The organism is Streptomyces californicus (genome assembly GCF_000717645.1).
In the GTDB taxonomy this organism is placed as follows: domain Bacteria; phylum Actinomycetota; class Actinomycetes; order Streptomycetales; family Streptomycetaceae; genus Streptomyces; species Streptomyces californicus.
The window spans coordinates 43,704-70,007 of sequence record NZ_JNZZ01000028.1; the positions used below are offsets into that span (position 1 = coordinate 43,704).

General features: G+C 72.4%; 22 protein-coding genes. 12 read left to right on the top strand and 10 right to left on the bottom strand.

The features are described from left to right. Positions 1-215 precede the first annotated feature (215 nt). A complete protein-coding gene (locus tag IF19_RS0129280) occupies positions 216-752 on the bottom strand; it encodes a Uma2 family endonuclease (RefSeq protein ID WP_267882452.1) in 537 nt (178 codons plus the stop codon). Here IF19_RS0129280 and IF19_RS0129285 point away from each other — a divergent pair. Continuing rightward, complete coding sequence (locus IF19_RS0129285; protein WP_030115241.1) at positions 705-2,738, top strand: thioredoxin domain-containing protein; 2,034 nt, start codon at positions 705-707, stop codon at positions 2,736-2,738. The genes IF19_RS0129280 and IF19_RS0129285 overlap by 48 nt on opposite strands. A gap of 321 nt (positions 2,739-3,059) precedes the next feature. Here IF19_RS0129285 and trhA read toward each other — a convergent pair whose 3' ends face one another. Further along, positions 3,060-3,776: a PAQR family membrane homeostasis protein TrhA gene (trhA, locus tag IF19_RS0129290; RefSeq protein ID WP_170757318.1), complete on the bottom strand. Its 717-nt coding sequence runs from the start codon at positions 3,774-3,776 to the stop codon at positions 3,060-3,062. A gap of 212 nt (positions 3,777-3,988) precedes the next feature. Here trhA and IF19_RS0129295 point away from each other — a divergent pair, with 212 nt between their 5' ends. After that, positions 3,989-5,812 (top strand): phosphoenolpyruvate carboxykinase (GTP), encoded by a 1,824-nt coding sequence (locus tag IF19_RS0129295; protein ID WP_030115243.1) that lies wholly within the window; start codon positions 3,989-3,991, stop codon positions 5,810-5,812. A 309-nt stretch (positions 5,813-6,121) separates the two neighbouring features. On the opposite strand, the gene IF19_RS0129300 is transcribed toward IF19_RS0129295, so the two are convergent. The 3 genes from IF19_RS0129300 to IF19_RS0129310 form a co-directional block, all read right to left on the bottom strand. Next, positions 6,122-6,529 (bottom strand): SCO4983 family protein, encoded by a 408-nt coding sequence (locus tag IF19_RS0129300; RefSeq protein ID WP_030115244.1) that lies wholly within the window; start codon positions 6,527-6,529, stop codon positions 6,122-6,124. Between the two features lie 140 nt (positions 6,530-6,669). Beyond that, complete coding sequence (locus IF19_RS0129305) at positions 6,670-7,881, bottom strand: pyridoxal phosphate-dependent aminotransferase (RefSeq protein ID WP_030115245.1); 1,212 nt, start codon at positions 7,879-7,881, stop codon at positions 6,670-6,672. Between the two features lie 354 nt (positions 7,882-8,235). Beyond that, positions 8,236-9,048, bottom strand: a complete 813-nt coding sequence (locus IF19_RS0129310; protein ID WP_030115246.1) for an arylamine N-acetyltransferase family protein — start codon at positions 9,046-9,048, stop codon at positions 8,236-8,238. A gap of 316 nt (positions 9,049-9,364) precedes the next feature. Here IF19_RS0129310 and IF19_RS0129315 point away from each other — a divergent pair, with 316 nt between their 5' ends. Further along, a complete protein-coding gene (locus IF19_RS0129315; RefSeq protein ID WP_030115247.1) occupies positions 9,365-9,697 on the top strand; it encodes a hypothetical protein in 333 nt (110 codons plus the stop codon). Between the two features lie 80 nt (positions 9,698-9,777). Here the strand turns inward: IF19_RS0129315 and IF19_RS0129320 are convergent, their stop codons facing one another. Next, positions 9,778-10,596 (bottom strand): NAD(P)-dependent oxidoreductase, encoded by an 819-nt coding sequence (locus IF19_RS0129320; RefSeq protein ID WP_030277744.1) that lies wholly within the window; start codon positions 10,594-10,596, stop codon positions 9,778-9,780. 96 nt (positions 10,597-10,692) lie between these two features. On the opposite strand from IF19_RS0129320, the gene IF19_RS0129325 reads away from it, so the two are divergent. Further along, positions 10,693-11,196, top strand: coding sequence for a winged helix-turn-helix transcriptional regulator (locus IF19_RS0129325; protein WP_030115249.1), 504 nt, complete (start codon positions 10,693-10,695; stop codon positions 11,194-11,196). 122 nt (positions 11,197-11,318) lie between these two features. Beyond that, positions 11,319-12,230, top strand: a complete 912-nt coding sequence (locus IF19_RS0129330) for a S1 family peptidase (protein WP_030115250.1) — start codon at positions 11,319-11,321, stop codon at positions 12,228-12,230. Positions 12,231-12,271: 41 nt separating this feature from the next. Here IF19_RS0129330 and IF19_RS0129335 read toward each other — a convergent pair whose 3' ends face one another. Next, complete coding sequence (locus IF19_RS0129335; RefSeq protein ID WP_030115251.1) at positions 12,272-13,093, bottom strand: TetR/AcrR family transcriptional regulator; 822 nt, start codon at positions 13,091-13,093, stop codon at positions 12,272-12,274. A 91-nt stretch (positions 13,094-13,184) separates the two neighbouring features. On the opposite strand from IF19_RS0129335, the gene IF19_RS0129340 reads away from it, so the two are divergent. Next, the gene (locus IF19_RS0129340) at positions 13,185-14,033 is read left to right on the top strand and encodes a siderophore-interacting protein (protein ID WP_030115252.1); all 849 of its coding nucleotides are present in this window, start codon (positions 13,185-13,187) and stop codon (positions 14,031-14,033) included. A 154-nt stretch (positions 14,034-14,187) separates the two neighbouring features. On the opposite strand, the gene IF19_RS0129345 is transcribed toward IF19_RS0129340, so the two are convergent. Next, complete coding sequence (locus IF19_RS0129345; protein ID WP_030115253.1) at positions 14,188-15,819, bottom strand: N-acyl-D-amino-acid deacylase family protein; 1,632 nt, start codon at positions 15,817-15,819, stop codon at positions 14,188-14,190. 42 nt (positions 15,820-15,861) lie between these two features. Continuing rightward, complete coding sequence (locus tag IF19_RS0129350) at positions 15,862-17,175, bottom strand: alanine racemase (RefSeq protein WP_030115254.1); 1,314 nt, start codon at positions 17,173-17,175, stop codon at positions 15,862-15,864. 133 nt (positions 17,176-17,308) lie between these two features. Here IF19_RS0129350 and IF19_RS0129355 point away from each other — a divergent pair, with 133 nt between their 5' ends. The 5 genes from IF19_RS0129355 to IF19_RS0129375 all read left to right on the top strand — a co-directional run bounded on the left by IF19_RS0129355 (position 17,309) and on the right by IF19_RS0129375 (position 22,757). Then, the gene (locus IF19_RS0129355) at positions 17,309-18,478 is read left to right on the top strand and encodes a sugar kinase (protein ID WP_030115255.1); all 1,170 of its coding nucleotides are present in this window, start codon (positions 17,309-17,311) and stop codon (positions 18,476-18,478) included. Beyond that, positions 18,475-19,233, top strand: coding sequence for an IclR family transcriptional regulator (locus tag IF19_RS0129360; protein ID WP_030115256.1), 759 nt, complete (start codon positions 18,475-18,477; stop codon positions 19,231-19,233). Before IF19_RS0129355 ends, IF19_RS0129360 begins: the two co-directional genes overlap by 4 nt. A gap of 6 nt (positions 19,234-19,239) precedes the next feature. Continuing rightward, positions 19,240-19,650, top strand: a complete 411-nt coding sequence (locus IF19_RS0129365) for a RidA family protein (RefSeq protein WP_006127176.1) — start codon at positions 19,240-19,242, stop codon at positions 19,648-19,650. Between the two features lie 164 nt (positions 19,651-19,814). Continuing rightward, complete coding sequence (locus tag IF19_RS0129370; protein WP_030115257.1) at positions 19,815-21,290, top strand: GntP family permease; 1,476 nt, start codon at positions 19,815-19,817, stop codon at positions 21,288-21,290. Between the two features lie 162 nt (positions 21,291-21,452). After that, a complete protein-coding gene (locus IF19_RS0129375; RefSeq protein ID WP_030120568.1) occupies positions 21,453-22,757 on the top strand; it encodes an Nramp family divalent metal transporter in 1,305 nt (434 codons plus the stop codon). A 91-nt stretch (positions 22,758-22,848) separates the two neighbouring features. Here IF19_RS0129375 and IF19_RS0129380 read toward each other — a convergent pair whose 3' ends face one another. Further along, on the bottom strand, positions 22,849-24,576 hold the full coding sequence (locus IF19_RS0129380; protein WP_050493033.1) for a chitinase: 1,728 nt from the start codon (positions 24,574-24,576) through the stop codon (positions 22,849-22,851). 725 nt (positions 24,577-25,301) lie between these two features. Here IF19_RS0129380 and IF19_RS0129385 point away from each other — a divergent pair. Beyond that, positions 25,302-26,168: a hypothetical protein gene (locus IF19_RS0129385; RefSeq protein WP_030115261.1), complete on the top strand. Its 867-nt coding sequence runs from the start codon at positions 25,302-25,304 to the stop codon at positions 26,166-26,168. The last annotated feature ends 136 nt before the right edge of the window (positions 26,169-26,304 follow it).

A 26,304-nucleotide genomic window follows, 5' to 3' on the forward strand; every position in this document is an offset into this window, starting at 1 on the left:
ACGAGGCTGCGGCCCCGGTGATGGTGACGGGAGACACCGCGCACCAGATGCAGGCACTGACAGCCGTCGCCGCCCGGCTAGGTCGCCTTGTCTGCTTCAGCTCCGAGATTCGGCCAGTCGTAGCGGTCGGAGTTCAGGCCTGACACGGGTCCGGAACGCGGGCCGTGCCCAGGGCCGCACGGAGGCGAACCAGACGTGGGAAGCGGAGTGGCTTTTTACATGACCCCAAGATCGACTGTGATCGAGAAGGAGGCGGTGGCTTTCACGGTGCCGGTGAAGATCTCGCCGTCCCGGTAAGCCTTGGTGACGGGGTCGAGGACGTAGGTGTACACGATTGGGACACCGGTGGCGGCCTGTTCAATGCGCCAGTAGAAGGGGATGCCGGCCTTGGCGTACTGGTCGACCTTCACGATCCGGTCCGTGGTCTCCGAGCCAGGCGGCACGACCTCGACGACCAGCAGCACGTGCTCGGGACGGGTAGGGGTGAGGTCGATTGTCTCGGCGCGGTAGACGATGACGTCAGGGCGGCGGTTGGTGAGCGGAACATCCTGCAGGCGGACGTCGAAGTCCGTGTCGGCGTTCCAGTCCGGGCCCGCGGCGGCGTCCAGGGCGTTGGCCAAGGTACGGGCCAGTCCCGCCTGCACCTTCCCACCCCGCCCGTGGCGCACGGCTGTCGTGGGGGAGGGTGCGCAAGGATGGGGTGTATGGCCAACCGACTTGCGCAGACCAGCTCCCCGTACCTCCTCCAGCACGCGGACAACCCCGTCGACTGGTGGCCCTGGTCGCCCGAGGCGTTCGAGGAGGCCAGAAGGCGGGACGTTCCGGTGCTGCTCAGCGTCGGTTACGCCTCGTGCCACTGGTGCCACGTCATGGCGCACGAGTCCTTCGAGGACGATGCGACCGCCGCGTACATGAACGAGCATTTCGTGTCCGTCAAGGTCGATCGGGAAGAGCGGCCCGACGTCGACGCCGTGTACATGGAGGCCGTGCAGGCGGCCACCGGGCACGGGGGGTGGCCGATGACCGTCTTCCTCACGGCGGACGGGGAACCGTTCTACTTCGGGACCTACTTCCCGCCCGAGGCGCGGCACGGGTCGCCCTCGTTCCGGCAGGTGCTGGAGGGGGTGGCGGCGGCCTGGAAGGACCGGCGGGACGAGGTCGCCGAGGTGGCCGGGCGGATCGTCGCCGATCTCGCGGGGCGGTCGCTGGTCCACGGGGGCGACGGGGTGCCGGGGGAGTCCGAGGTCGCCCAGGCGCTGCTCGGGCTGACCCGGGAGTACGACGAGCAGCACGGCGGGTTCGGGGGCGCGCCGAAGTTCCCGCCGTCCATGGCGGTCGAGTTCCTGCTGCGGCACTACGCCCGTACCGGGTCCGAGGGCGCGCTCCAGATGGCCGCCGACACCTGTGCGGCGATGGCCCGGGGCGGGATCTACGACCAGCTCGGCGGCGGGTTCGCGCGGTACTCCGTGGACCGGGAGTGGATCGTCCCGCACTTCGAGAAGATGCTCTACGACAACGCCCTGCTGTGCCGCGTCTACGCCCATCTGTGGCGGGCCACCGGGTCGGACGAGGCCCGGCGGATCGCCCTGGAGACCGCCGACTTCATGGTGCGGGAGCTGCGCACCGCCGAGGGCGGGTTCGCCTCAGCGCTGGACGCCGACAGCGAGGACGCGGACGGCCGGCACGTCGAGGGCGCCTACTACGTGTGGACGCCCGCGCAATTGCGGGAGGTGCTCGGCGAGGACGACGCCGCCTTCGCCGCCGCGTACTACGGGGTCACCGAGGACGGCACCTTCGAGGAGGGCGCCTCCGTGCTCCGGTTGCCGGGTGACGCCGGGCCCGTCGACGCCGACCGGGTCGCGGACGTACGCGCCCGGCTGCTGGCGGCCCGTGAACAGCGGCCGCGCCCGGGGCGGGACGACAAGGTCGTCGCCGCCTGGAACGGGCTGGCCGTCGCCGCCCTCGCCGAGACCGGCGCCTACTTCGACCGGCCGGACCTCGTGGAGCGGGCCACCGAGGCCGCCGATCTGCTCGTTCGCGTGCACCTGGGCGAGGTGGCCCGGCTGACCCGCACCTCCAAGGACGGGCGCGCCGGGGACAACGCCGGGGTGCTGGAGGACTACGGAGACGTCGCCGAGGGGTTCCTCGCGCTGGCGGCGGTGACGGGGGAGGGGGCCTGGCTGGAGTTCGCCGGGTTCCTGCTGGACATCGTGCTGGAGCAGTTCACCGGGGAGGGCGGCCAGTTGTACGACACCGCCCACGACGCCGAGCAGCTCATCCGCCGGCCGCAGGACCCGACCGACAGCGCCACCCCGTCCGGGTGGACCGCAGCGGCCGGGGCGCTGCTCTCGTACGCCGCGTACACCGGGTCCGAGCCCCACCGCACCGCAGCCGAGGGCGCGCTCGGCGTGGTGAAGGCGCTGGGGCCGCGCGTCCCCCGGTTCGTCGGCTGGGGGCTCGCGGTGGCCGAGGCGCTGCTGGACGGGCCCCGCGAAGTCGCCGTGGCCGGGCCCGTGGGCGGGGAGTTGCACCGTACGGCGCTGCTCGGCCGGGCCCCCGGCGCGGTGGTCGCGGCCGGCGAGGGGCCGGGGGCGGGGGCCGAGTTCCCGCTGCTGGTGGACCGGCCGCTGGTGGGCGGTCAGCCGACCGCGTACGTCTGCCGGCACTTCGTGTGTTCCGCGCCGACCACAAACGCCGGGGAGTTGGCGGCCGCGCTGGCGGGCCCGGCCGGGGGCTGAGCCCGCGCCGTGGCGATGCCGTAGCGGTGTCGGAACAGTGCCGGAACAGGAGTGAGGGGCCGGTCGTCGTGTGCGACGACCGGCCCCTCGTGCGTCAGTCTGATGCCCGGATGCCCGGATGCCCGGAGGTCCGTGAGCCCAGAGGCCGGTGGGCCCGTGCGCCCGGAGCTCCGTGAGCCCGCAGGCCCGTGGCCCGGATGCCCGTGTACGCCCGGGGACCGTGCGCCCGTACGCCCGGGGACCGTATGCCGGGACGGTCGCGCGCCCCCAGCCCCCGTGCGCCCGGGGACCGCAGGCCGAGACGCCCGCGCGCCCCAGCGCTCACCCGTGCTGGTACGCCACCAGCGAGATGCCCACGTAGTGCGCTATGAACGCGGCCAGCGTCAGCGAGTGGAAGACCTCGTGGAAGCCGAACCACCGCGGCGACGGGTTCGGCTTCTTGATGCCGTAGATCACGCCGCCCGCGCTGTAGAGCACTCCGCCGACGATCACCAGGACCAGCACCGCGATGCCGCCCGTGCGCATGAAGTCCGGCAGGAAGAAGACCGCCGCCCAGCCCATCGCGATGTAGCACGGCGTGTAGAGCCAGCGCGGCGCGCCCACCCAGAACACCCGGAACGCGATGCCCGCCGCCGCGGCCCCCCACACCGCCCACAGCAGCGGGCGGCCGGTGGACTCGGGGAGCAGGAGCAGCGTCAGCGGGGTGTAGGTGCCCGCGATGATCAGGAAGATGTTCGCGTGGTCCAGGCGGCGGAGCACCGCCTCGCCGCGCGGTCCCCACGTACCGCGGTGGTAGAGCGCGCTGACGCCGAACAGCAGACACGCGCTCAGCGTGTAGACGGCGCAGGCGATCCGGCCCGTCGTGCTGTCGGTCAGCGCGATCAGGGTGACGCCGGCGATCACGACCGCGGGGAACATGCCGGCGTGCAGCCAGCCGCGCATCCGCGGTTTGACGGGGGTGGGGTCGAGGACGACAGGCCCCGGGGTCGCGGCGTCACGGGGCGCGGCGTCAGCGGCAACGTCAGTCATGTCCCGCATGGTACCTACGCCTCCGTAGGTAGCGGATATGGGGCGGAAACGAGTGGCGATGCTCACGTGTGCGGCCCCCTGGACATATGGGCGGAAGAGCTGGATGATCAAATGAGTGCAGTCGGCACCGGATGAGCGCCAGGGGATTTCGAAGGGTACGAAGCATCCGGGTCGCAGCCCCCACGGGGCCCAACAACTGACACCCTCAACAAGGAGCGATCGTGGCGCGCGACATCGCGGCTCCCCTCACTGTCCCCACCACCCACCAGGAGCTGATCTCCTGGGTCGACGAGATCGCAGCCATCACCCAGCCGGACCGGGTGGTCTGGTGCGACGGCTCCGAGGCCGAGTACGAGCGCCTGTGCGGGGAGCTCGTCGCCAAGGGGACGTTCACCAAGCTGGACGAGATCAAGCGGCCCAACTCGTACTACGCCGCGTCCGACCCGAGCGACGTCGCCCGCGTCGAGGACCGTACGTACATCTGCTCCAAGAAGGAGAAGGACGCCGGCCCCACCAACCACTGGAAGGACCCCGCCGAGATGCGGGACGTCTTCACCGGTGAGGACGGCATCTTCCGCGGCTCCATGCGCGGTCGCACCATGTACGTCGTGCCCTTCTGCATGGGCCCCGTCGGCTCGCCGCTCTCCGCGATCGGCGTCGAGATCACCGACTCCGCGTACGTCGCCGTCTCCATGCGCACCATGACCCGCATGGGCCAGGCGGTCCTGGACGAGCTGGGCGAGGACGGCTTCTTCGTCAAGGCCGTCCACACCCTCGGCGCCCCCCTGGAAGAGGGCCAGGAGGACGTCCCGTGGCCGTGCAACACCACGAAGTACATCTCGCACTTCCCCGAGGACCGCGAGATCTGGTCGTACGGCTCCGGCTACGGCGGCAACGCCCTGCTCGGCAAGAAGTGCTACGCCCTGCGCATCGCCTCCGTCATGGCCCGCGACGAGGGCTGGCTGGCCGAGCACATGCTCATCCTGAAGCTCACGCCGCCGCGCGGTGGGGCCAAGTACGTCGCCGCCGCGTTCCCGTCGGCGTGCGGCAAGACCAACCTCGCCATGCTGGAGCCCACCATCCCCGGCTGGACCGTGGAGACCATCGGCGACGACATCGCCTGGATGCGGTTCGGCGAGGACGGCCGCCTCTACGCGATCAACCCCGAGGCCGGCTTCTTCGGCGTCGCGCCCGGCACCGGCGAGCACACCAACGCCAACGCCATGAAGACCATGTGGGGCAACTCCGTCTTCACCAACGTCGCGCTCACCGACGACGGCGACGTCTGGTGGGAGGGGATGACCGAGGAGCAGCCCGCGCACCTCACGGACTGGAAGGGCAACGACTGGACCCCCGAGTCCGGCACGCCCGCCGCCCACCCCAACGCCCGCTTCACCGTCCCCGCCGGACAGTGCCCGATCATCGCGCCCGAGTGGGAGGACCCCAAGGGCGTCCCGATCTCCGCGATCCTCTTCGGCGGCCGCCGCGCCTCCGCCGTCCCGCTGGTCACCGAGTCCTTCGACTGGCAGCACGGCGTCTTCCTCGGGGCCAACGTCGCCTCCGAGAAGACCGCCGCCGCCGAGGGCAAGGTCGGCGAGCTGCGCCGCGACCCGTTCGCCATGCTGCCGTTCTGCGGCTACAACATGGGCGACTACATGAACCACTGGGTCAAGGTCGGCGCCGACAAGGACCAGGCCAAGCTGCCGAAGATCTACTACGTCAACTGGTTCCGCAAGAACGACGCGGGCAAGTTCGTCTGGCCCGGCTTCGGCGAGAACGGCCGCGTCCTCAAGTGGATCGTGGAGCGCCTGGAGGGCAAGGCCGAGGGCGTCGAGACCCCGATCGGCGTCCTGCCGGCCAAGGGCGCGCTCGACACCGAGGGCCTGGACCTGGCCGAGGCCGACCTCGACTTCCTCCTCACGGTCGACAAGGAGGTCTGGCGCGAGGAGGCCGCCCTGGTCCCCGAGCACCTCAACACCTTCGGCGACCACACGCCCAAGGAGCTGTGGGACGAGTACCACGCGCTGGTCGAGCGCCTGGGCTGATCCCGGCCCCCGGACCCGGGGGCGTCCGGCGGGGCCGTCGAGGTCCGCCGGGCATCCCCGGATCCCCACCGAACCCCGCGGCCGGGTCCATCGGACATCCGCCCTGACCTGTGGGGCCGAACGATCCGCCGCGGTACGGGGCCTGTCGTCGTCGCCGGCAGCCCCCGGAGGGCCGTCCCCGACCAAGGACAACCCTCCCGGCCCCCGGAACCCCCTCACGGTTCCGGGGGCCGCTTCGTCTTCCCGGGGGCGTGCCGAGTTCCGTGGCGCCCGGTCCGCACGCGCTGCGCGGCATGCGGACCGGGGCCGTCAGTGGGCGCCGACCAGCTCCCCGGAGGGGGCGGCGTCGGCGAGGGCGGCGAGCGCCGCCGTGTGGGCGTCCATCCGTTCGGCGGAGAGGATGGCCGCGGTGGTGTCGGCCCGGGACGCGGCCACCAGGAGCGCGCGGCCCGCGAGGGCGTGGGCGCGGCGGTGGAGCTGCGCCGGGGCGGCGTCGGTCAGACCGGCGTGCCGGGCGGGCGGGGCGCCGCGCAACCGGGCCACCTGCTCGGCGACGCGGTCGCCGGCCGCGGAGAGGCCCAGTTCGTCGGTGACCGCGAGAAGGGCGGCCAGGTGCCCGGCGAGCTGGATGTCCAGCTCCTCCTCGCGGCTGCGGTGCGGAAAGTCCGCGTCGTCGGCCTGCGTGTGGACCGAGGGGCTGCGGATCGGCTCGTACATGGATGGCCTCCCGATGGTGCGTGGGAACCATCCTACATTGGAACGAGTCTAAAGTTGTGTGTCATCCGGGACGGGGTCGGCCCGGATGGCGGGAGGCGATCGGCGGTGGGCGGGAGGGGTGGCCGGAAAACGCCCGGTGGCTACGGCTGCCCGTACCCGTCCAGGAAGTTTCCGATCCTGGTCACGGCGTCGGTCAGATCCTCGACCGTCGGCAGCGTGACGATCCGGAAGTGATCGGGTTCCGGCCAGTTGAAGCCGGTGCCCTGCACGACCATGATCTTCTCGGCGCGCAGCAGGTCCAGCACCATCTGCCGGTCGTCCTTGATCTTGTAGACCGCCGGGTCGAGCCGGGGGAAGAGGTACAGCGCCCCCTTCGGCTTCACACAGGTCACCCCGGGGATCGAGGTCAGCAGCTCGTACGCCGTGTCCCGCTGCTCCAGGATCCGGCCGCCGGGCAGCACCAGGTCCTCGATCGACTGCCGCCCGCCGAGCGCGGTGGCCACCGCGTGCTGCGACGGCATGTTGGCGCAGAGCCGCATGTTGGCGAGGATCGTCAGCCCCTCGATGTACGAGGAGGCGTGCGCCTTCGGGCCGCAGACGGCCATCCAGCCGGAGCGGTAGCCGGCCACCCGGTAGTTCTTCGAGAGCCCGTTGAACGTCAGCACCATGAGGTCCGGGGCGAGCGCCGCCGTCGGGGTGTGGGTCGCGCCGTCGTACAGGATCCGGTCGTAGATCTCGTCGGAGCAGACGATCAGGTTGTGCCGCCGGGCGATCTCGGTGAGCCCGCGCAGCATCTCGTCGTCGTACACCGCGCCGGTCGGGTTGTTCGGGTTGATGATCACCAGGGCCTTGGTGCGGTCGGTGATCTTCCGCTCGATGTCCGCGAGGTCCGGCATCCAGTCGGCCTGCTCGTCGCAGCGGTAGTGCACGGCCGTTCCGCCCGCGAGCGACACCGAGGCGGTCCACAGCGGGTAGTCGGGGGCCGGGACGAGCACCTCGTCACCATCGTTGAGCAGGGCCTGCATCGACATCTGGATCAGCTCGGAGACGCCGTTGCCGAGGTAGACGTCCTCGACGTCCAGGTCGATGCCCTTGGTCTGGTAGTGCTGCATCACCGCGCGGCGCGCCGACAGCAGGCCCTTCGCGTCGCCGTAGCCGTGTGCGCCCGCCACGTTGCGCAGGATGTCTTCCAGGATCTCCGGCGGGCATTCGAACCCGAACGCGGCGGGGTTGCCCGTGTTGAGCTTGAGGATGCGCTGACCGGCCGCTTCCAGCCGCATCGCCTCCTCCAGCACGGGACCCCGGATCTCGTAACAGACATTGGCGAGCTTCGTGGACTGGATGACCTGCATGTCCGCGAGCTTACGGCGGCGTTTCGCGGGGTGCGCGGGGATTGCTCCGGTTGTACCCGGCCGGGGGCGCGGACCGTTCCCCGGCCGTCTTCCATCGTCATGCCCGTCGCCGCCCCGGACCGTGGGATGGCCCGGTCGGGGCGGCGTCGCGGCTTGGAATGGCGGCGTGAGCGGTGTGGGCGGCCGCACCGGGTGAGATGCGCCACGCGGGGTCGGGGCGCGGGGGAGGCTTCCGGCCGCCGGGGCGGCGCGGTGCGGCGGGTTCTCCGTACGGCACGGTCCCGCCGGGGCCGGGGCCGGGGACCGAGGCGGCGGCTGGTCGGCGGTTCCTCCGTTCCGCCCCTCACCCCGCCCTCACTCCGGGAGGCGGGTGCCCTCCGGGAGCTGGATGCCGAAGTCGTCCGCCAGGACCCGCAGCGCCTCGTCGCCGTCCTTCAGCACCCGCTCCGTGATCGTGCCGTCGTCCGCCGTCTCCACCAGGTCGAGCCCCGCCAGCGCGAGATGGCTGCCGACGCGGGTGCGCTGCGCGTACACGGCCTGGCGGAACGGGGAGCGCGGGTACGTCGCGATGAACCAGTTGATCACCTCGTAGTCCGGGGCCTCGTACGGCTCCAGGGTGAACGTGTACTGCGGCTCCCACGCCCCGCCCTTCTCCACCTGCAGCTCCCACATCGGCAGCGGGCCGGTGTGCGGCACGTGGACGAGGCGGTGGTGGCGGGGCGTGTCGAACAGCTCGGCGCCCTCCACCAGTTCGATCGGTTCCAGCAGTGAGCCGATCGCGCCGAATCCGACGTCCGCCAGATACGGGTGCGGCTCCCCGGCCACGTCCACCCGCATGAGCATGTGCGTACGGGGACGGATGTCGCCCGGCGCGGCGCCCACCACCACCCGGGCGGCCAGCGGGGTCACGGTGAAGCCGATCTGCCGCAGCACGGCGGAGAAGAGGGTGTTGTGCTCGTAGCAGTACCCGCCGCGCCGGCCGCGGACGAGCTTGGCCTCCAGATCGTCGAGCGCGAGCGACGGGGCGGAGCCGAGGACCGGGTCCAGATTCTCGAACGGGATGCCGAGCAGGTGGGCGCGGAGCACGGACCGCAGCACCTCCAGCGTGGGGCGGGGTTCACCGGTCCAGCCGATACGGGCGAAGTAGGCGTCGAGGTCGAGTGTCATACGCCGACCGTACGCAGCCGGGGTGCGGGCGCGCCTCCGACCGGGGGCCGACATCGGCGGGCGGGGGCTCGGTCGCTGGACCGGGGGCCTGCGACGGAGGAGCGCGGACCGGGGTGAGTGGACCGGGGTGAGTGGACCGAGGGGCGTGGACCGAGGGGCGTGGGCCGGGATGCGCGCCGGGGAGGTGTGCCGGGCGGAGAGCGGCGGCCGGGGAGGTGCGGTCCGGCCCCTGGGCGGACGGGTGCTGACCGACCGACGGGCTCAGATCTTGCTCAACTCGCGTGCGAGCCGGCCAGGCCCGGGTAACAGTGCCCCCATGAGCATGTTCCGGAAGCCCCAGCCCCTCGCCGTCCTCGTCGTCCGCGACGCCCCCGACGTCGTCGCGGACCTGCGGCGCGCGCTGGAGACGGCCGGGGAGACCGAGCGCCCCGGACTGGAGCGCGCCCTCGCCCTGGCCGAGCGGTCCGCCGCGCGACCGGAGGCGGAACTGCGCTGCCGGTGGGTGCGCCAACGGCTGGACTCCTCCGGGTACACGGGCCCGGCGGACTCCGTGGAGGCCATCAAGACCCTCCGCCAGGCCGAGCCCGGCCTGTCGCTGCTCCAGGCGGCGACGTACGCGAAGGAGACCGCGGCGGCGGAAGCCTGCTGACCGGGTCCGACCGCCCGGCCCGGCCCTGCCCGGTCCGGCACGGCCGAACGGTCCTGCCCGGCCCCGCCGCATCCGTTCCGTCAGACGCCCTCCATCGCCCCCGACGACGCGATCAGCAGCGCCGTGTCCACGCCCTGCTCCCGGGCCGTACGGAGCAGCGCCGCGTCCCCGGCCTCCGCCACGGCCGCGCTGGTGGGGTCCTCGGGCGCCGGGCCGCCCGCGTACGCCGCCGTCGACGGGGCCATCGCCGTCAGCCACTCCGCCACCAGGGCGCCGAACGCCTTCTGGTCGATCCCCGCCTCCGCCACCAGCGCCGCCGCGTGCCGGGCCCCGGCGAACATGGCGGTCATCGCGCTGAGCAGCGCCACGTCCTGGAGCGCGGCGAGTCCCGGGTCGGCGCCGACGTACCGGGTGGCGGCGGGTACGGCCAGCACCTCGCGGTGGGCGTCGAAGACCTCGCGGGAGCCGCTGTAGAAGACGTAGCCGCCCGCCTCCGGCACCCCGACCATCGGCGGCACCGCCATGATCCCGCCGTCCAGGAAGCGGGCGCCGCGCCCGCTCGCCCACGCCGCCCGGGAGCGCGATTCGGCCGGGGTGGAGGTGGTGAGGTCGACCAGGTCCCTGCCGCCGAGATCGGCGTCGGCCAGCGCCTCGCGGACCGAGGCGTCGTCCAGGAGGCAGGTGACGACGAGCGGGCTCGCGGCCACCGCCTCCGCCGCCGTGGCGGCCACCCGCGCGCCCGCTGCGGCGAGTTCGGCGGTACGGCCGGGGCTGCGGTTCCAGACGGTCAGCCGGTGGCCGGCGGCGAGCCAGGTACGGGCGAGAGCGGCGCCCATCGCGCCGAGGCCGAGCAGGGTGAGAGGAGCGGGGGACGTGGAGTCAACGGTGGTGTCAGGCATGGCGATTAGGCTGGTCGACGGCGCGAGGGGCGACAAGTACGCACTATGGAGTGGGTGGTTACCTCGTGGTGAGTGACCAGGTGGGAGGGGCGGGCGATGCGGATCGTACGGCGGCCGGGGGCTTTCGTCTGCGGGATCGACGCGGCGATGGACGTGATCGGCGGCAAGTGGAAGGTGCTCATCCTGTGGGCGTTGAACGAACGGACCTGCCGCTTCGGTGAGTTGCGCCGGGCGGTGCCCGGGGTGACGGAGAAGGTGCTCAGCTCGCACCTGCGGGAGCTGGAGGACGACGGCATCGTGCACCGCGAGGTGTACGCCGAAGTGCCGCCGCGCGTGGAGTATTCGCTCACGCCGCTGGGCCTCTCGCTGAACGCCGCCCTGGAGCCGCTGGGGCAGTGGGGGCGCGACCACATCTACCGGGGTACGGGCGAGGCCCCGGGCCAGGGTGAGGCCGCGGATCCGGGTGCGGAAGCCGGTGCGGGCACGGCGGGTTCGGGTTCGGGCGAGAGCGCGGGCGCGAGAACCGGTGAGGGCGCGGGGGCCCACGCGGACGCGGGCGTGCCCGAGCCCGTGGTGGGTCTCGGGTACGGGCAGCGGTAGGGCCGGCCGCGCCCCGCGCGGCCGGAATCAGCCCCTTGTGATGGCCGGACATCTGCGCCAACATGCGCATGTCAAAAGCCGGAAGATCTCCGGCCCATGGCATCACCGGAGGTACCCCCCACATGAACAAGCCTCTCGCCGGTGCGTTTCTTGCCGCCCTGCTCCTCGGAGCCGGCGCCGCGCCCGTCACCGCAGCCGAATCCGCCGGGAACGCGAGCGCGGTTCCGGCCGCAGCCGCAGCACCCGCCGTCGACTCTCCGACCGCCGTGCCGGGCGCGGCCGCAGCCGCCCCCAAGGCGAAGGCCGTGACCTTCGCCGGGACCGTGGCCCTCAGCAACTGCTCGGGCTCCGTGGTCCGTTCGCCCGACGCCGCCCCCACCGACCCCGCCCTCGTACTCTCCAACGGGCACTGCCTGGAGTCCGGCTTCCCCGGCCCCGGCGAGGTCGTCGTCGACCAGCCGTCGTCCCGGACCTTCACCCTGCTCAACGCCTCGGGCAGCGGCATCGGCACGGTGAAGGCGAGCAAGGTCGCGTACGGCACGATGACCGACACCGACCTCTCGCTCTACGAACTCACCTCCACCTACCAGCAGATCGAGGACGGCTACGGCATCCGCGCACTGGAGCTGGAGACCGCCCACCCGACGGCGGGTACCGCCATCACGGTCGCCTCCGGCTACTGGAAGCGCACCTATAGCTGCGACATCGACGGCTTCGTTCACCAGCTCAAGGAAGGCCGGTGGACCTGGAAGGACTCGGTCCGCTACACCCCGGAGTGCCAGACCATCGGCGGCACGTCCGGCTCGCCGGTGATCGACGACGCCACCGGCAAGGTGGTCGCCGTCAACAACACCGGCAACGAGAGCGGCCAGGAGTGCACGGACAACAACCCGTGCGAGGTGGACGAGAACGGCGAGGTCACCGTCCGCGAGGGCATCAACTACGCCCAGCAGACGTACACCATGGTCCCGTGCATCGGGGCCGCCAGCAAGATCGACCTCGACCGTGAGGGCTGCGCGCTCCCCAAGCCGTAGCCGTCCCGCCGCATCAGCGCGTCGGCCGGACCCGGCCCCGGTCAGGTCCGGCCGACGCGCGCCGCCTCGATCCCGTCCAGCAGCACCCCGAGCCCCGCCCGGAACGTCTCGCGGGCCTCCCGCTCCAGGTACGGCACGGCTTCGGCGCCCCCGGGGTCCTCGTCCGGATACGGCTCCACCGCCCCCTCCGCCTCCGCCTCCAGGCCGCTCACGGCCGGGAAGCGCTCCGCGAAATCCGGGACCAGCTCCAGCAGGGCCGCCGAGCGCGCCGCCCACCACTCCTCGTCGCTGCTCCCCGTCGCCGCCGCTGCCCGCCGGGCGTCCGCCACCGCCTGCGCCGAGCCCCGGACGAACGGGAACAGGGTCCCCACCAGTCGCCGCAGAGTCCCCGCCGGCAGTCCGGTCGCCCGCAGCAGAGCCAGCAGCGTGTCCAGCCCCGCGTACTCGTGCGGACCCAGCACCGGTCGCGCCTGCGAGACCTGGAGCACCCAGGGGTGGCGGACGTAGAACTCCAGGACCTCTCCGGCCCAGGCGGTCAGCGCCGCCCGCCAGCCGGCCGACTCCTGGTATGAGCGCGGCAGTTCGGCGTGGACGGCGTCGTACATCAGGTCCAGCAGCTCGCTCTTGCCGGGGACGTGGGTGTAGAGCGCCATCGCCGTGCGCCCGAGCCGGTCACCCACCGCGCGCATCGACAGCGCGTCCATGCCCTCCTCGTCCGCGATCGCCACGGCGGCGGCCACGATCGCGTCCACGCTCAGCCGGGGCTTGGGTCCCGGGCCGGTGCGGGCGGGCGGCGGTGCCTCGGCGCGCCAGAGGAGGGAGAGGGTGCGGCGCGGATCGCCCTGCCCGGCGAAGACCACCACTTGCGACTCCTTACGGCGTAAAGTAACGTCCGGCGGGTAATTCATTACGCCGTAAGGTATCAAGTCGCACCGGGAGAGGGGTCGGGTCGCCATGGGGCAGGGGCTGCCGGTCACGTACGTACGGGTCGTGGGCGTCGAGCGGGTCACCCCCGGGACGGCCAGGGTTTCCTTCACCGCCGACGAGCTGCCCGGGCTCCTGGAGGACCGCCCGGACCAGCAGATGAAGCTCTGCCTGCCCCGCGCCGGACAGGCCGCGCCCCGGCTGCCGGAGCGGAGCGCCGACGATCCGTACGGCATGCGCTGGTACGAGGCGTACCTCGCGGTCCCGGAGGCGGAGCGACCCTGGATGCGCGGCTTCACCGTCCGCTCGTACGACCGTGAACGCAACGTGATGGCCGTGGACTTCGTGCTGCACGGCGCGGACGGGCCCGCCTCCCGCTGGGGTGCGGCGGCCCGGGCCGGCGACGTCCTCGGCATGGTCGGCCCGTCTTCCCTCTATGCCCGGCCGCTGCCCGCCGCCCGGCGGATGCTCCTCGCCGGGGACGAGACCGCGCTCCCGGCCATCGCCACGGTGCTGGAGGCGCTGCCGGCCGGGACCGGGGCCGTCGTGTACGCCGAGGTCGCGGACGCGGCGGAGGAGCGGGAGTTGCCCGCCCCGCCGGGCGGCGCCGAGGTCCGCTGGGTGCACCGCGACCGGGGCGGCTCGCTGGTGGCGGCCGTACGGGGGGCCGGGGCGGACCTCGACGGGGTGGACGCCGCGTGGGTGGCGGGCGAGGCGTCCGCCGTGCGGGCGCTCCGCCGCCACCTGGTCGAGGACCGTGAACTGCCCAAGTCGGCCGTCGAGTTCAGCGGCTACTGGCGGCGCGCCCTCACCCAGGACGACGCGCCGACCGAGGAAGACCTCGCCGAGGCCGCCGAACGCGCCGCCGACGCCTCGTGATCGTCAGGCGCCGAACGCGCGGCCGATGCCTCGTGACGTCAGCCGCCGACGCCTCGTAGCGTCAGGCCGCGCGCCGCCGCCTCGTCGTGACGAACGCGCGCGCCCGCGCTTCGTGGCGTCGGCCGCCGAACGCGCCGCCGACGCCACGTGATCGTCAGGCCGCGCCGGCCCCTGCCCCCGCCCCCCGGACCGCCCGGCCCGCCAGGACCAACGTCCGCTTGCCGTCCTCGATGACGAACCGGCCGTCGATCAGGACGTGCGGGATGCCCACCGGCAGCGTGCGCGGCCGCTCGAACGTGGAGCCCGCCGCCACCGTCTCCGGGTCGAACAGCACCAGGTCCGCGCGGTACCCCTCGCGCACCAGGCCCCGGTCCGCCAGCCGCAGCCGGGCCGCCGGGCGCGAGGTCAGGTGGGCCACGCACTCCTCCAGCGAGAGGACCCCCAACTCCCGGGCGTAGTGGCCGAGATACTGCGGGAACGTGCCGTACGCCCGAGGGTGCGGCTTGTCGCCCTGGAGGATGCCGTCGCTGCCGCCGGTGTGCACCGGGTGGCGCATGATCTCCCGGACGTTCTCCTCGTGGCCCACGTGCTGGAGGATCGTCGTGCCGAGCCGGTCCTCGCTGAGCAGCCGCCGCGCGGTCACCCAGGGCTCCTCGCCCCGCAGCCGCGCCGACTCCTCGACCGTGCGGCCCACGTACTCGGCCAGGTGCGGTGCGCTCACCCCGGAGATCTCGATGGTGTCCCACTCGATCGGCACCCCGTGGCAGCCGTCCGAGCCCAGCACCTCCAGATGGTGCCGGATCCTCTCGGCGCTCGACGGCTCACCGAGCCGGGCCAGCACCGACTCCGGTCCGCCCTCGCTCGCCCAACTCGGCAGCATGGCCACCAGCGTGGTGCAGCCCGGGGTGTACGGGTAGGTGTCGAGCGAGATGTCGGCCCCGGCGGCCAGCGCCCCGTCGAGCAGGGCGAGCAGGTCCGGGGCCCGGCCCTTGTTCACGCCGAAGTTCATGGTGGCGTGGGCGAGATGGAGCGCGCAGCCGGCGTGCCGGGTCAGCCGCACCATCTCCTCGTACGCCTCCAGCGCCCCGGCCCCGTAACTGCGGTGGTGCGGGCAGTAGTAGCCACCGTGGCGGGCCACCACCCGGCACAGCTCGGTGAGTTCGGCGTCGTCCGCGTACATCCCCGGTGTGTAGGTCAGCCCCGAGGACATGCCGACCGCGCCCTCCCGCATGCCCTGGTCCACCAGCTCCTTCATCCGGGCCAGTTCGGCGTCGGTGGCGGGCCGGTCGTCCCAGCCGACCGCGTACATGCGGACCGTGCCCTGCGGGATCAGATAGGCGGCGTTGACCGCGACGCCCTGGCCGCCGAAGTTCCGGTCGAGCCGGTCCAGATAACCGCCGACCGTGCGCCAGTCGAAGTCGATGTCGCTCCCGTCGCCGTTCCACCCGGTGATGGAGCGGCGGACCTCGGCGAGCGTGCGGTCGTCCGCCGGGGCGTACGACAGCCCGTCCTGGCCCAGCACTTCGAGCGTGACGCCCTGCGCCGCCTTCGCGCTGTGGTCCGGGTCGCGCAGCAGCGCCAGATCGCTGTGGGCGTGCATGTCGATGAAGCCGGGGGAGAGCGCGAGGCCGTCCGCGTCCACGGTGCGGGCGGCGGTGGGACGCGGGCCGGGGGAGCCCTCGGGGTGGATCTCGGCTATGCGGCCGCCGTCGACGGCAACATCGGCGCGGTAGGAGGGCTCGCCGGTGCCGTCGACGACGAGCGCGTCACGCAGGACCAGGTCCATGGGTGGCCTTTCGGGGCGGAAGGGCGGGGGAGGGGCGGCTGCTCAGAAGAACGTGCGGATGTAGTCGGTGACCGTGCCGTCCGCCTCGACCAGCGGGATGAGCTGCCACTTGTCGAAGCTGGTGCAGGGGTGCGAGAGGCCCATGCCGACCCAGTCGCCCACCTCCAGCCCGGTGCCCTCGTCCGTACGCACCCAGGTGTGCTGGTCGGAGAGGCCGGTGACCGTGACCCCGGCGGCGGGCCGCACCGAGCCGTCCCGGCCGGAGCGGATCACCTGCGCCTCGGGCAGGTCCAGGTCGTACGCCGCGTCGCGCTTGCCCGCGTTCAGGAACGCCTGCGCCTCGGTGGGGCGCGAGACGACCTGCGCCCAGAGCCGGAAGGCGGGCTCCAACGTGCCTTCCTCCGGCACCCGGTTGAACGGGGTGAGGTGCTTGTAGTGGCCGTCGTCGTGCGAGACGTACGCACCGGAGCGCAGCAACTTGATTGCGGGGAGGCTCAGTTCGGGGATCTCGGCGAAGACGTCCGCGACCGCGTCGAACCAGGCGCTGCCGCCCGCGCTGATCACGATCTCCTCGGCCCCGGCGAACCGGCCCGCCGCGTCGAACGCCGCCGCCAGCGCGACCAGCCGCCGCAGCCACGCCCGTACCCGCTCGGGATCGGCGTCCGGCACCTCGCCCTCGTACCCGGCGACGCCCACCAGCCGCAGCGAGCCGGCCGCCGCCACCGCGTCGGCCACCGCCGCGCAGTCGGCCTCCGTCCGCGCCCCGGTGCGCGCGCCCTCGCCCGCGCCCAGCTCCACGACCACGTCGACCGGGCGGGTGGCTCCCGCCGCGCCCAGGGCCTCGTCCATCAGCTCGACGCCGCGCACCGAGTCGACGTAGCAGACGAAGCGGAACGACGGGTCGGCCGCCATCTCGCCGGCCAGCCAGCGCAGGGCGACCGCGTCGACCAGCTCGTTGGCGAGGAAGATCCGGCCGATCCCGTACGCCCGGTAGACCCGGGCCTGGTGCGGCACGGCGGCCGTGATGCCCCACGCGCCGCGCTCCAGTTGGCCGGCGAAGAGCTGCGGGGACATGGACGTCTTGCCGTGCGGGGCGAACGCGAGGCCGTGGCGCTCGGCGTACGTCTCCAGCAGGTCCAGGTTGTGCGCGACCGACTCGGCGGAGAGCGCGAGCACGGGGGTGGTGAACCCGCCGGTGAACAGGTTGCGCCGCTCGGCCGCCAGCGCGCCGACGGTCAGGCCCTGGGCGTCCGGGGGCAGCGCCTTGAAACGGTGGTCGACGCGCTCGTCGGCGAGGGACGCGGTGAGGGATGCCGCGGGAGACGCGTCGCGGTCGGTGGGGCGTTCGGCTGCCAAGGGGAGCTCCTCGAAGTTCGTTGCAACATATGCAACACCCATTGCGTATATCGCTCAAGGCTGTCTAACATCCGAGCCGACGCCCGGTCAATGGTGACCACCGGCCCGCACCCCGATCAGCGAGGAGCCCTCCGTGTCCGGACCCGCAGCAGGGACGGCCGCCGCCGCGACGACCACCGACGTCGTCTGCCTCGGTGAGTCCATGGTGACGTTCCTGCCCTCGCAGCCCGGCCGCCTCGCCGACGTCCCCTCCTTCGGGCGCGGGATCGGCGGGGCCGAGTCCAACGTGGCCTGCGCGCTCGCCGCCGCCGGCCACCGGGCGGCCTGGGTCGGCCGGGTCGGCGCGGACGGCTTCGGCGACCACCTCGTCGAGACGATCGCGTCGTACGGGGTCGACACCTCGGCGGTCCGCCGCGACCCGGCCCGTCCGACCGGCGTCTACTTCCGCACGGCCACCGACCGGGGGACCGACACGCACGAGGTCGCCTACTACCGGGCGGGCTCGGCCGCGTCCGCGATGTCCCCGGAGAACGTTCCGTACGAGGCACTCTTCGCCGGCCGCGTCCTGCACCTGTCCGGGATCACGGCCGCGCTGTCGCCCGACTGCCTCGCCCTGCTGCGGGAGCTGACCGCTCCGCGTCCCGGGCGGCCCCTGGTGTCGTTCGACGTCAACCACCGGCCGCACCTGTGGCGCGGGTGCGCCGAGGACGCCTCCGTCCTGCTGGAGCTGGCCCGCCGCGCCGACCTGGTCTTCGTCGGCGAGGACGAGGCGGAGGAGGCGTGGGGGATCGTCGGCGCGGAGGCGATCCGGGCGGCGCTGCCGGAGCCGTCCGTGCTCGTGGTGAAGCGGGGGAGCGCGGGCGCGACGGTCTTCGCCTCGGAGCTCCGCCCCGGACCCCGGGGGGCCGAAGCCGCCGCCGGCAACGCCGCCCCCGGCGCGAGCACCGACACGGTGAGCGCCGCCACCCCCGCCACGAGCGCCGACACCGCCACCCCCGCCGACACCGTCACCCCCGTCCCCGCCCTCCGCGTCGACGTCGTCGCCGCCGTCGGAGCGGGCGACGCCTTCGCCGCCGGGTTCCTCTCCGCCACCCTGCGCGGACTGCCCGTACGGGACCGGGCCCGGCACGGGCACCTCATGGCCGCCGCCGTCCTCACCGTCCCCGGCGACCTCACCGACCCGCCCTCCCGCGACCGCGCCGACCGTCTCGTCGCCCTGGACGACGCGGCCTGGGGGAGACTTCGTCTCGCCCCCGGCTGGACCGCGGCCGACCGGGCCCCCGAGGAGGTACGCACACCATGAGCCAGACCGTCGACCGGGCGCTGAGCATCCTGCCGCTGCTCGCCCAGGGACCCGCCGACCTCGGCCAGGTCGCCGAGCGCCTCGGCGTCCACAAGTCCACGGCGCTGCGGCTGCTGCGTACGCTCCACGAGCACGGCCTCGTCTACCGCCAGGAGGACCAGCGCTACCGCCTCGGCGCCCGGCTGTTCGCCCTCGCGCAGGAGGCCGTCGAGAACCTCGACGTACGCGAGATCGCCCACTCCCACCTGGTCGCGCTGAACGACCGGTGCGGGCACACCGTCCACCTCGCCGTGTACGAGGAGCAGGAAGTCCTCTACATCGACAAGGTCGAGAGCCGCTACCCGGTCCGGATGTACTCCCGGATCGGCAAGCCCGTCGCGATCACCGTCGCCGCCGTCGCCAAGCTGCTGCTGGCCGACCTCACCGAGCCCGAACGGCGCGTCATCGCCGAGAAGCTCGACTACCCCATGTACACGCCCCGTTCGACACCCGACGCGGCCGCGTTCCTCAAGGAGCTGGCAGTCGTCCGCGAACAGGGCTGGGCCACCGACCTCGGCGGCCACGAGGAGTCCATCAACTGCATCGGCGCCCCCATCCGCGGCGCGGACGGGCGGGTCGTCGCGGCCATGTCGGTCTCCGCGCCCAATGTGGTCGTCACGGCCGAGGAACTCCTCACCCTGCTCCCCCTGGTCCGGCGCACCGCCGACACCATCAGCCGGGAGTACTCCGGCACCAACCGACCCAAGAAAGTCTGATCAGCCATGACCGAGAAGACCGCCCTCACCCCCTCCACCCACACCACGCCGCCCGCGAAGTTCTCGCACGGCGTGAAGAAGGGGAACATCCTCCAGGTCGCCGGCCAGGTCGGCTTCCTCCCCGCCGTGGAGGGCCAGGCCCCGACCCCGGCCGGCCCCACCCTGCGCGAGCAGACCCTCCAGACCTTCGCCAACGTCAAGGCGATCCTGGAGGAGGGCGGCGCGAGCTGGGACGACGTGATGATGATGCGCGTCTACCTCACCGACGTGGACCACTTCGCGGAGATGAACGAGATCTACAACGCCTACTTCGCCGAGCAGAACCTGAAGGAGGCGCCCTCGGCGCGGACGACCGTGTACGTGGGCCTGCCCAAGGGCCTGCTCATCGAGATCGACGCCCTCGCGGTGCTGAGCTGACCCGTCCCGGCCGCCCCGCCGTTCCCTCCCCCCGAACGCCGCGTCCCACGGATCGCCTTGCCCCACCCGCGTAACCCCTCCCGCACGCCGTACGGCACGGCGCCCCGCTCTCCGGGGGCGCCGTGCCGCGCTCCCCCCTGCCCTCCAGCACCACCGGAGTCCCCATGCTGCTCGCCGCCACCCCGACGCCGGCCGAGGCCCCACCGCACACCGGTGGGCTGCTCCTCCTGATCGACGGCACCGCCGGTCTGCTGACCGTCGCCGCCCTCGGCATCGCCCTCCTCCTCTTCCTGATCATCAAGGTCAGGCTCCAGCCGTTCGTCGCGCTGCTCGCGGTCTCCATAGCCGTCGGCCTCGGCGCCGGGCTCTCGGTCACCGAACTCTTCGGCACCGTGCAGAAATCCGCCGCCGTCTCGGTCATCGAGTCCGGCATGGGCGGCATCCTCGGCCATGTCGCGATCATCATCGGGCTCGGTACGATGCTCGGCGCGATCCTCGAAGTCTCCGGCGGGGCGGAGGTGTTGAGCGCCCGGCTGCTGAACGCCTTCGGTGAGAAGCGGGCCCCGCTCGCGATGGGCCTCACCGGTCTCATCTTCGGCATCCCGGTCTTCTTCGACGTCGGCATCTTCGTCCTGGCGCCGATCGTGTACGCCGCCGCCAAGCGCTCCGGCAAGTCGATCCTGCTCTACGCGATGCCGCTGCTGGCGGGCCTGTCGATGACCCACGCGTTCCTGCCGCCGCACCCCGGGCCGGTGGCCGCGGCCGGACTCTTCAACGTGTCGCTCGGCTGGGTCATCCTGATGGGCGTCGTCGTCGGCATCCCGTCCGTCGTCGCCGCCTGGGGCTACTCCGCGTGGATCGGCAAGCGGGTCTTCGTCGACGTACCGCAGGACATGGTGGAGGCCGCCGAGGAGTCCAAGGCCGCCGTCGCCGCCGAGCAGCGGGCCGCGGGCGTCACCCCGCACGAGAAGCCGGTCCCGCTCGCCACGGTCCTCGCGATCATCGGCACCCCGCTGATCCTGATCCTCGCCGCGACGTTCTCCTCGATCGCCCTGGACCCGTCCACCGTGCGCTCGGTGATCGAGTTCTTCGGCAACCCGTTCGTCGCCCTGACGATCGCGCTGTTCCTCGCGTACTACCTGCTGGGCATCCGGCGCGGCTGGTCCCGCAAGTCTCTGGAGTCCGTCTCCACGTCCTCGCTCAAGCCGGTCGGCAACATCCTGCTGGTGGTCGGCGCGGGCGGCATCTTCGGCGCGGTCCTCAAGGGCAGCGGCATCGCGGACGCGCTCGCCGACACCTTCAACGACGTCGGCCTGCCCGTCATCCTGCTCGCCTGGCTGATCTCGGTCGTCCTGCGCGTCGCCCAGGGCTCGGCCACCGTCGCGATCGTCACGACCGCCGGCATCGTGGTCCCGCTGGTCGAGGGCCAGGACCTCTCCCAGGCCCACCTCGCACTGATCATCATGGCGATCTCGGCGGGCTCGATCTTCGCCTCGCACGTGAACGACGGCGGCTTCTGGATGGTCTCGAAGTACTTCGGCATCAGCGAACGCGACACCCTGAAGTCCTGGACGGTCCTGGAGACGGTCCTCTCGGTCGCGGGCTTCGTGGTCGCGGCGCTGCTCAGCCTGGTGATCTAGCGCGCGTCCGGCGGGTGTTCGGCCGGTCCGCGCGGACGCGCGACGCCGGACGGCCGGACGCCACCGGCGAACCGGCACACACCAGGACGTCCCGAGCCACCGCCGGCCCGGTCCCCGCACGCCCCCTTGTGCCGCCCCGCCGTTTGCGCTTCCTTGATCGGCATGTCCGAGACGAGCGCAACCACAGAGACGGGGGAGCCTGCCTCCCGACCCCGCAAGTCCAGCTGGAAGTACATCGGCCCCGGCATCGTCGTCGCGGCGACCGGGGTCGGGGCCGGCGACCTCGTCGCCACGCTGATCGCGGGCAGCAAGTTCGGCTACACCCTGATGTGGGCGGCGGTGATCGGCTGCGTCGTCAAGATCTCGCTCGCCGAGGCCGCCGGCCGCTGGCACCTGGCGACCGGCCGCACGCTCTTCGACGGCTGGCGCAGCCTCGGCCCCTGGACCACCGTGTACTTCGCGGTCTACGTCGTCGTCTGGGGCTTCATCTACGGCGCGACGGCCATGTCCTCCAGCGCCCTGCCCATCGTGGCGCTGTTCCCCGACGGGCCGGGGCTCAAGTTCTGGGCGGTCGTGACCGGCCTGATCGGGCTGGTCTTCGTCTGGTTCAACCGGTACGCCGTCTTCGAGAAGGTCATGACGGTCCTGATCGGCATCATGTTCGTGGTGGTCGTGTACGTGGCCCTGCGCGTCGTGCCCGACGTCGGGGCCTCGTTCGCCGGGCTGCTGCCGGTGCTCCCCGACGGCTCGCTCCTCTACACCCTCGGCCTCATCGGCGGCGTGGGCGGCACGATCACCATGGCCGCGTACGGGTACTGGGTCAACGCCAAGGGCTGGGGCGACTCCTCCTGGATGAAGGTGATGCGGCTCGACAACCGGGTCGCCTACATCACCACCGGGATCTTCGTCGTGGCGATGCTGATCGTCGGCGCCGAACTGCTGCACGCCTCGCAGATCGCCCTCACCTCCGGCGACCGGGGCCTCGTCGACCTGGGCAAGGTCCTGGAGGACCGGTTCGGCGCGGGCACCGCCAAGCTGTTCCTGGTCGGCTTCTTCGCCACGTCGTTCTCGTCGCTGATCGGCGTCTGGCACGGGGTGAGCCTGATGTTCGCCGACTTCGTGGAACGGTTCCGGGCCCCGGCGGCGGAGGAGGCCGGGGAGCAGGCGGGCCCCGCCGCCGCCGACCGGCAGCAGCGCTCGGCGCCCTTCCGTGCCTACCTCCTCTGGCTGACCTTCCCGCCGATGACCCTGCTCTGGCTGGACGAGCCCTTCGGCCTGGTCATCGCGTACGGGGTGCTCGGCGCGTTCTTCATGCCGTTCCTCGCCCTGACCCTGCTCTGGCTCCTCAACTCCTCGCGTACGCCCGGCGAATGGCGCAACGGTGTGGTCAGCAACGGCATGCTGGCCCTGTCCGGCCTGCTGTTCGTCGTGCTGTGCGTCCAGCAGGTACGCGAACTCCCCTGGTGAGCACGGGCGTACGGACCGTACGCCACAACGCCGCAGCGCCGCCGGGGGAGCGGCGGCGCTGCGGGTTCCGAGGATCGCTGAGCGATACGGGTTACGGCAGGCCGCGGACGTGCGGGCCGACCGCCTTGGACCAGGCGAACCCGGCCGTCGCGTCCCAGTTCGTCGACCAGGTCATCGCGCCGCGCAGCGACGGGTAGGTCTTGGACGGCTTGAACGAACCGCAGTTGGTGCCCTTGGTCAGGCAGTCCAGCGCCGCGTTCACGACCGACGGGGCGACGTAGCCGCTGCCCGCGCCCCGGGTGGAGGCGGGGACGCCGATGCCGACCTGGGACGGGTCGAGGCCGCCCTCCAGCTGGATGCAGGCGAGCGCGGTGAGGAAGTCCACCGACCCCTGCGAGTAGACCTTGCCGTCACAGCCGAGCATCGAACCGCTGTTGTAGTACTGCATGTTGACGACCGTCAGGATGTCCTTGACGTTCAGTGCCGTCTTGAAGTACTCGCCCGACGTCGACTGCATGTCGATGGTCTGCGGCGCCATCGTGAGGACCAGGCCGGAGCCCGCCTTCGCGGACAGCTGGCGCAGCGCCTTCGTCATGTAGGTGGAGTTGAGGCCGTTCTCCAGGTCGATGTCGACCCCGTTGAAGCCCCAGTCCTGCATCAGCGCGTACACCGAGTTGGCGAACGCGGTGGCGGAGGCGTCGCTGTCGACCCGGACCGTGCCCAGCTCGCCGCCGATGGAGATGATGACGTTCTTGCCGGCCGCCTGCTTGGCCTTGATGTCGGCGCGGAACTGCGCCTCGGTGTAGCCGTTCAGCCCGGCGGTGTCCAGGTTGAAGGTCACCGCGCCCTGCGTCGTCGTGGCGTCCGCGAAGGAGACCGCGATGATGTCGTAGTCGGCCGGCACGTCGCTGAGCTTCTGGACGGCCGCGCCGTTGTTGAAGTTCTGCCAGTAGCCGGTCACCGCGTGCTTGGGCACGGAGGTCACCGGGCCGGTGCCGTTCTTCGCCGTACGGGCGCTGATCGCCGCCGACTTGACCGACTCGCCGGCCGCGTTGGTGGCGCTCACCGAGAACTGGTAGGCCGTGTCGGCGCTCAGTCCGGTCACGGTCGCCGAGGTGCCGGTGGAGGTGGTGGCCTTCGTGCCGTCCCGGTACACGGTGTACCCGGTCGCGCCGGAGACCGCGTTCCACGACAGGGCGACGGAGGACGTGGTGGTGGCGCCCGCCGTGAGGCCTGCCGGGGTCGCCGGGACGACCGGGCCCGGCTCCTCGCCGCCGCCCCCGCCGTCGGGGCCGGTCACCTCGACGTCGTCGGCGAAGTAGGCGGCCTGCCCGTACCAGCCGTGGGTGTACACGGTCACCGAGGTGGTGTTCGCGCCGGTCTTGAAGCTCGTGGACAGCTTGGTCCAGGTGGAGGAGCCCGGCGTCCAGGTGGAGACGTCGGTGGTTCCGGTGCCGCTCGCGCCGAGGTAGGCGTAGCCGCCCTGCACCCAGGAGCTGAGCGTGTACGTCGAGTTGGGCTTCACCTTGACCGACTGCGAGCACTTGGCGTTGTCCTGGCCGGCCGGGGTGGCCTTCAGCGCGGACGTACCGCTGCGCACGGGGCTGGAGACGGCGGCGCCGGTGGATCCGGTGCAGGTCCAGTTCGCGAGGCCCGACTCGAAGCCCGCGTTCTTGGCGTTGTTGACGTCGGCGGCCTGGGCGGTGCTGACGAGACCGGTGACGGTCAGGGCCGCCGCGGCGGCGACGGCGATGGTGCCGCCGAGCACGGGCCGGGAGCGGCGCCTTCTTCTGCGACTGCTGCCTGCGGGACGTTCCACTGGTGCCTCCGGGGGGAGTCGGGGGTGGCGGGGCCGTGCGGGGATGCCGGGGCGGACGTCGGGGCCGGACTGCACGGCGGGCGGAGCGGGGGGTTGGTGCCACTGGGGTGCGTGTAACGGGCGGGACGGGAGGTGCTGGACCGGGACGGTGAACACGGGGTGACGTCCCGGGAGCGGTGGCCACCGCCTGGCGCACAAAGCTGGTCCAGACCAATCGAGTTGTCAAGACCTCTGGCGATGAAAGGCTGTTCACCGGGGGTGGGCGGCCGCTTCCGCGCCGCGCGCGCGACCACCCCCGGACGGGGGTGCCGGGCCGCCTTTCCCGGTCTCGTGAACGGTTGCGCGACCGCTCACCGACCCTCGCACGGGTGATCTTGCGCGACCTCTTCGGATGGTCACGGAAATGGCCTCACGGGACGGCCGCCGGATGTCCGGGAATCCGTGCTGACGTGCGCGAACGGGAGGGTAATTGAAATCCGGACAGGTCGGAGGGTGACGCTCCGCAAGAAAAGGGGAGTCGGAGGAAATCGATTTCATCCCGTTTAGCCCCCGGGTTTCCCAGGAACGGCGTTCGGATGTTGTCGCACTGGTCTCCGAGAAGTGTTCTCTGCCTGATGAGACGTGGCTAAAGTGCTGGGTCAGGAGCACGGAGCAGGAGCGATTGCGGTCGGCGTCCCCACGCCGACCGGAGCCGAAACGGGGAGAGCGTGCCGACCGCGATAGCAGTGACGAGCGCAGACCTGGTGCTGCCGCCGACCGACCAGCAGACGCCGACCGCCGCGCTGCTCCAGGCCCCCGAGGCCCAGATGCTGGAGCCGGCGATCGGCGACATGCACCTGCTCCTCGAACAGCACGGGTACGTGATCGCCCTCTACCCCTCCGGTCTGCGGCCCGAGCACGAGCGCCGCCTCCACTCCATCCGCTCGGTGCTGGAGAGCGACCGGATCGCCCTGGTCAAGGTGGACCTACCGCCCCTCGGCCTCGCCGTACTGGTGCGCCAGCTAAGGCAGTTGTCGATCTGCGACTTCAGCCCCGGGGTGATCGCCTCCGCCGCCCGGCTGCTCTCGCACTACATCTACGCCGGCGCCGTGCTCAACTCTGTCGCCCGGCTCGACCGGGTCCCGGTCAGCCTCAAGAGCCATGCCAAGTCCTGGGTTCCCGGCTCCCAGTTCGCCGTGGTCGCCGGACCCGAGGCGCAGCTCGTGAAGATCGGCCCGGCCATGGAACCGCTGGCAGGGCCCGACTTCGCCACGCATCTTCTGGTGGCCAAGGGGAATCTTCAGTCGGACTGGGTACAGGAGACCCTCGCGCCCGCCTGGAAGGTCCAGGCCACGCACGACACCACCGTGCCGTCCGACTCCCCGCGCTGGTGGGGTACGGGACGGCTGGTGGAGTTCGCCGCCCACCTGCCCGACCTCTCGGTGCTCTACCAACTCGTCGCCTCCGTACGCCGGGAGAGATGCCACTGGTGCGCCATGGAGCTCATCGGTGACCGCTGCGCCTTCTGTTCCGCTCCTCTCGCGGCTCCGGAGAACCGCGCGCTCCCGGCCGGTGTCCTCCACCGCGGGACCGGCGAATCCCCGGGCCCGTAGCGACGACCGCCGTACCCCCGCCCCCCCGTTCGCCGCACCCGGCCCCTCCTCCCGCGCCGGGTCCCGACCCCCCCTCCCGGGCCTCCTCCCGCCCCGGGCCACCGCCCCCGACGTCCCCCCCCGCCTCGACGCCCTC

What these genes read in the sequence shown, in the direction of transcription:
- IF19_RS0129285 (WP_030115241.1), top strand. Translation starts at nt 705, where the DNA reads ATGGCCAACCGACTTGCGCAGACCAGCTCCCCGTACCTCCTCCAGCAC.
- trhA (WP_170757318.1), bottom strand. Translation starts at nt 3,776, where the DNA reads ATGCGGGACATGACTGACGTTGCCGCTGACGCCGCGCCCCGTGACGCC.
- IF19_RS0129300 (WP_030115244.1), bottom strand. Translation starts at nt 6,529, where the DNA reads ATGTACGAGCCGATCCGCAGCCCCTCGGTCCACACGCAGGCCGACGAC.
- IF19_RS0129305 (WP_030115245.1), bottom strand. Translation starts at nt 7,881, where the DNA reads ATGCAGGTCATCCAGTCCACGAAGCTCGCCAATGTCTGTTACGAGATC.
- IF19_RS0129310 (WP_030115246.1), bottom strand. Translation starts at nt 9,048, where the DNA reads ATGACACTCGACCTCGACGCCTACTTCGCCCGTATCGGCTGGACCGGT.
- IF19_RS0129315 (WP_030115247.1), top strand. Translation starts at nt 9,365, where the DNA reads ATGAGCATGTTCCGGAAGCCCCAGCCCCTCGCCGTCCTCGTCGTCCGC.
- IF19_RS0129320 (WP_030277744.1), bottom strand. Translation starts at nt 10,596, where the DNA reads ATGCCTGACACCACCGTTGACTCCACGTCCCCCGCTCCTCTCACCCTG.
- IF19_RS0129325 (WP_030115249.1), top strand. Translation starts at nt 10,693, where the DNA reads ATGCGGATCGTACGGCGGCCGGGGGCTTTCGTCTGCGGGATCGACGCG.
- IF19_RS0129330 (WP_030115250.1), top strand. Translation starts at nt 11,319, where the DNA reads ATGAACAAGCCTCTCGCCGGTGCGTTTCTTGCCGCCCTGCTCCTCGGA.
- IF19_RS0129340 (WP_030115252.1), top strand. Translation starts at nt 13,185, where the DNA reads ATGGGGCAGGGGCTGCCGGTCACGTACGTACGGGTCGTGGGCGTCGAG.
- IF19_RS0129345 (WP_030115253.1), bottom strand. Translation starts at nt 15,819, where the DNA reads ATGGACCTGGTCCTGCGTGACGCGCTCGTCGTCGACGGCACCGGCGAG.
- IF19_RS0129360 (WP_030115256.1), top strand. Translation starts at nt 18,475, where the DNA reads ATGAGCCAGACCGTCGACCGGGCGCTGAGCATCCTGCCGCTGCTCGCC.
- IF19_RS0129365 (WP_006127176.1), top strand. Translation starts at nt 19,240, where the DNA reads ATGACCGAGAAGACCGCCCTCACCCCCTCCACCCACACCACGCCGCCC.
- IF19_RS0129370 (WP_030115257.1), top strand. Translation starts at nt 19,815, where the DNA reads ATGCTGCTCGCCGCCACCCCGACGCCGGCCGAGGCCCCACCGCACACC.
- IF19_RS0129375 (WP_030120568.1), top strand. Translation starts at nt 21,453, where the DNA reads ATGTCCGAGACGAGCGCAACCACAGAGACGGGGGAGCCTGCCTCCCGA.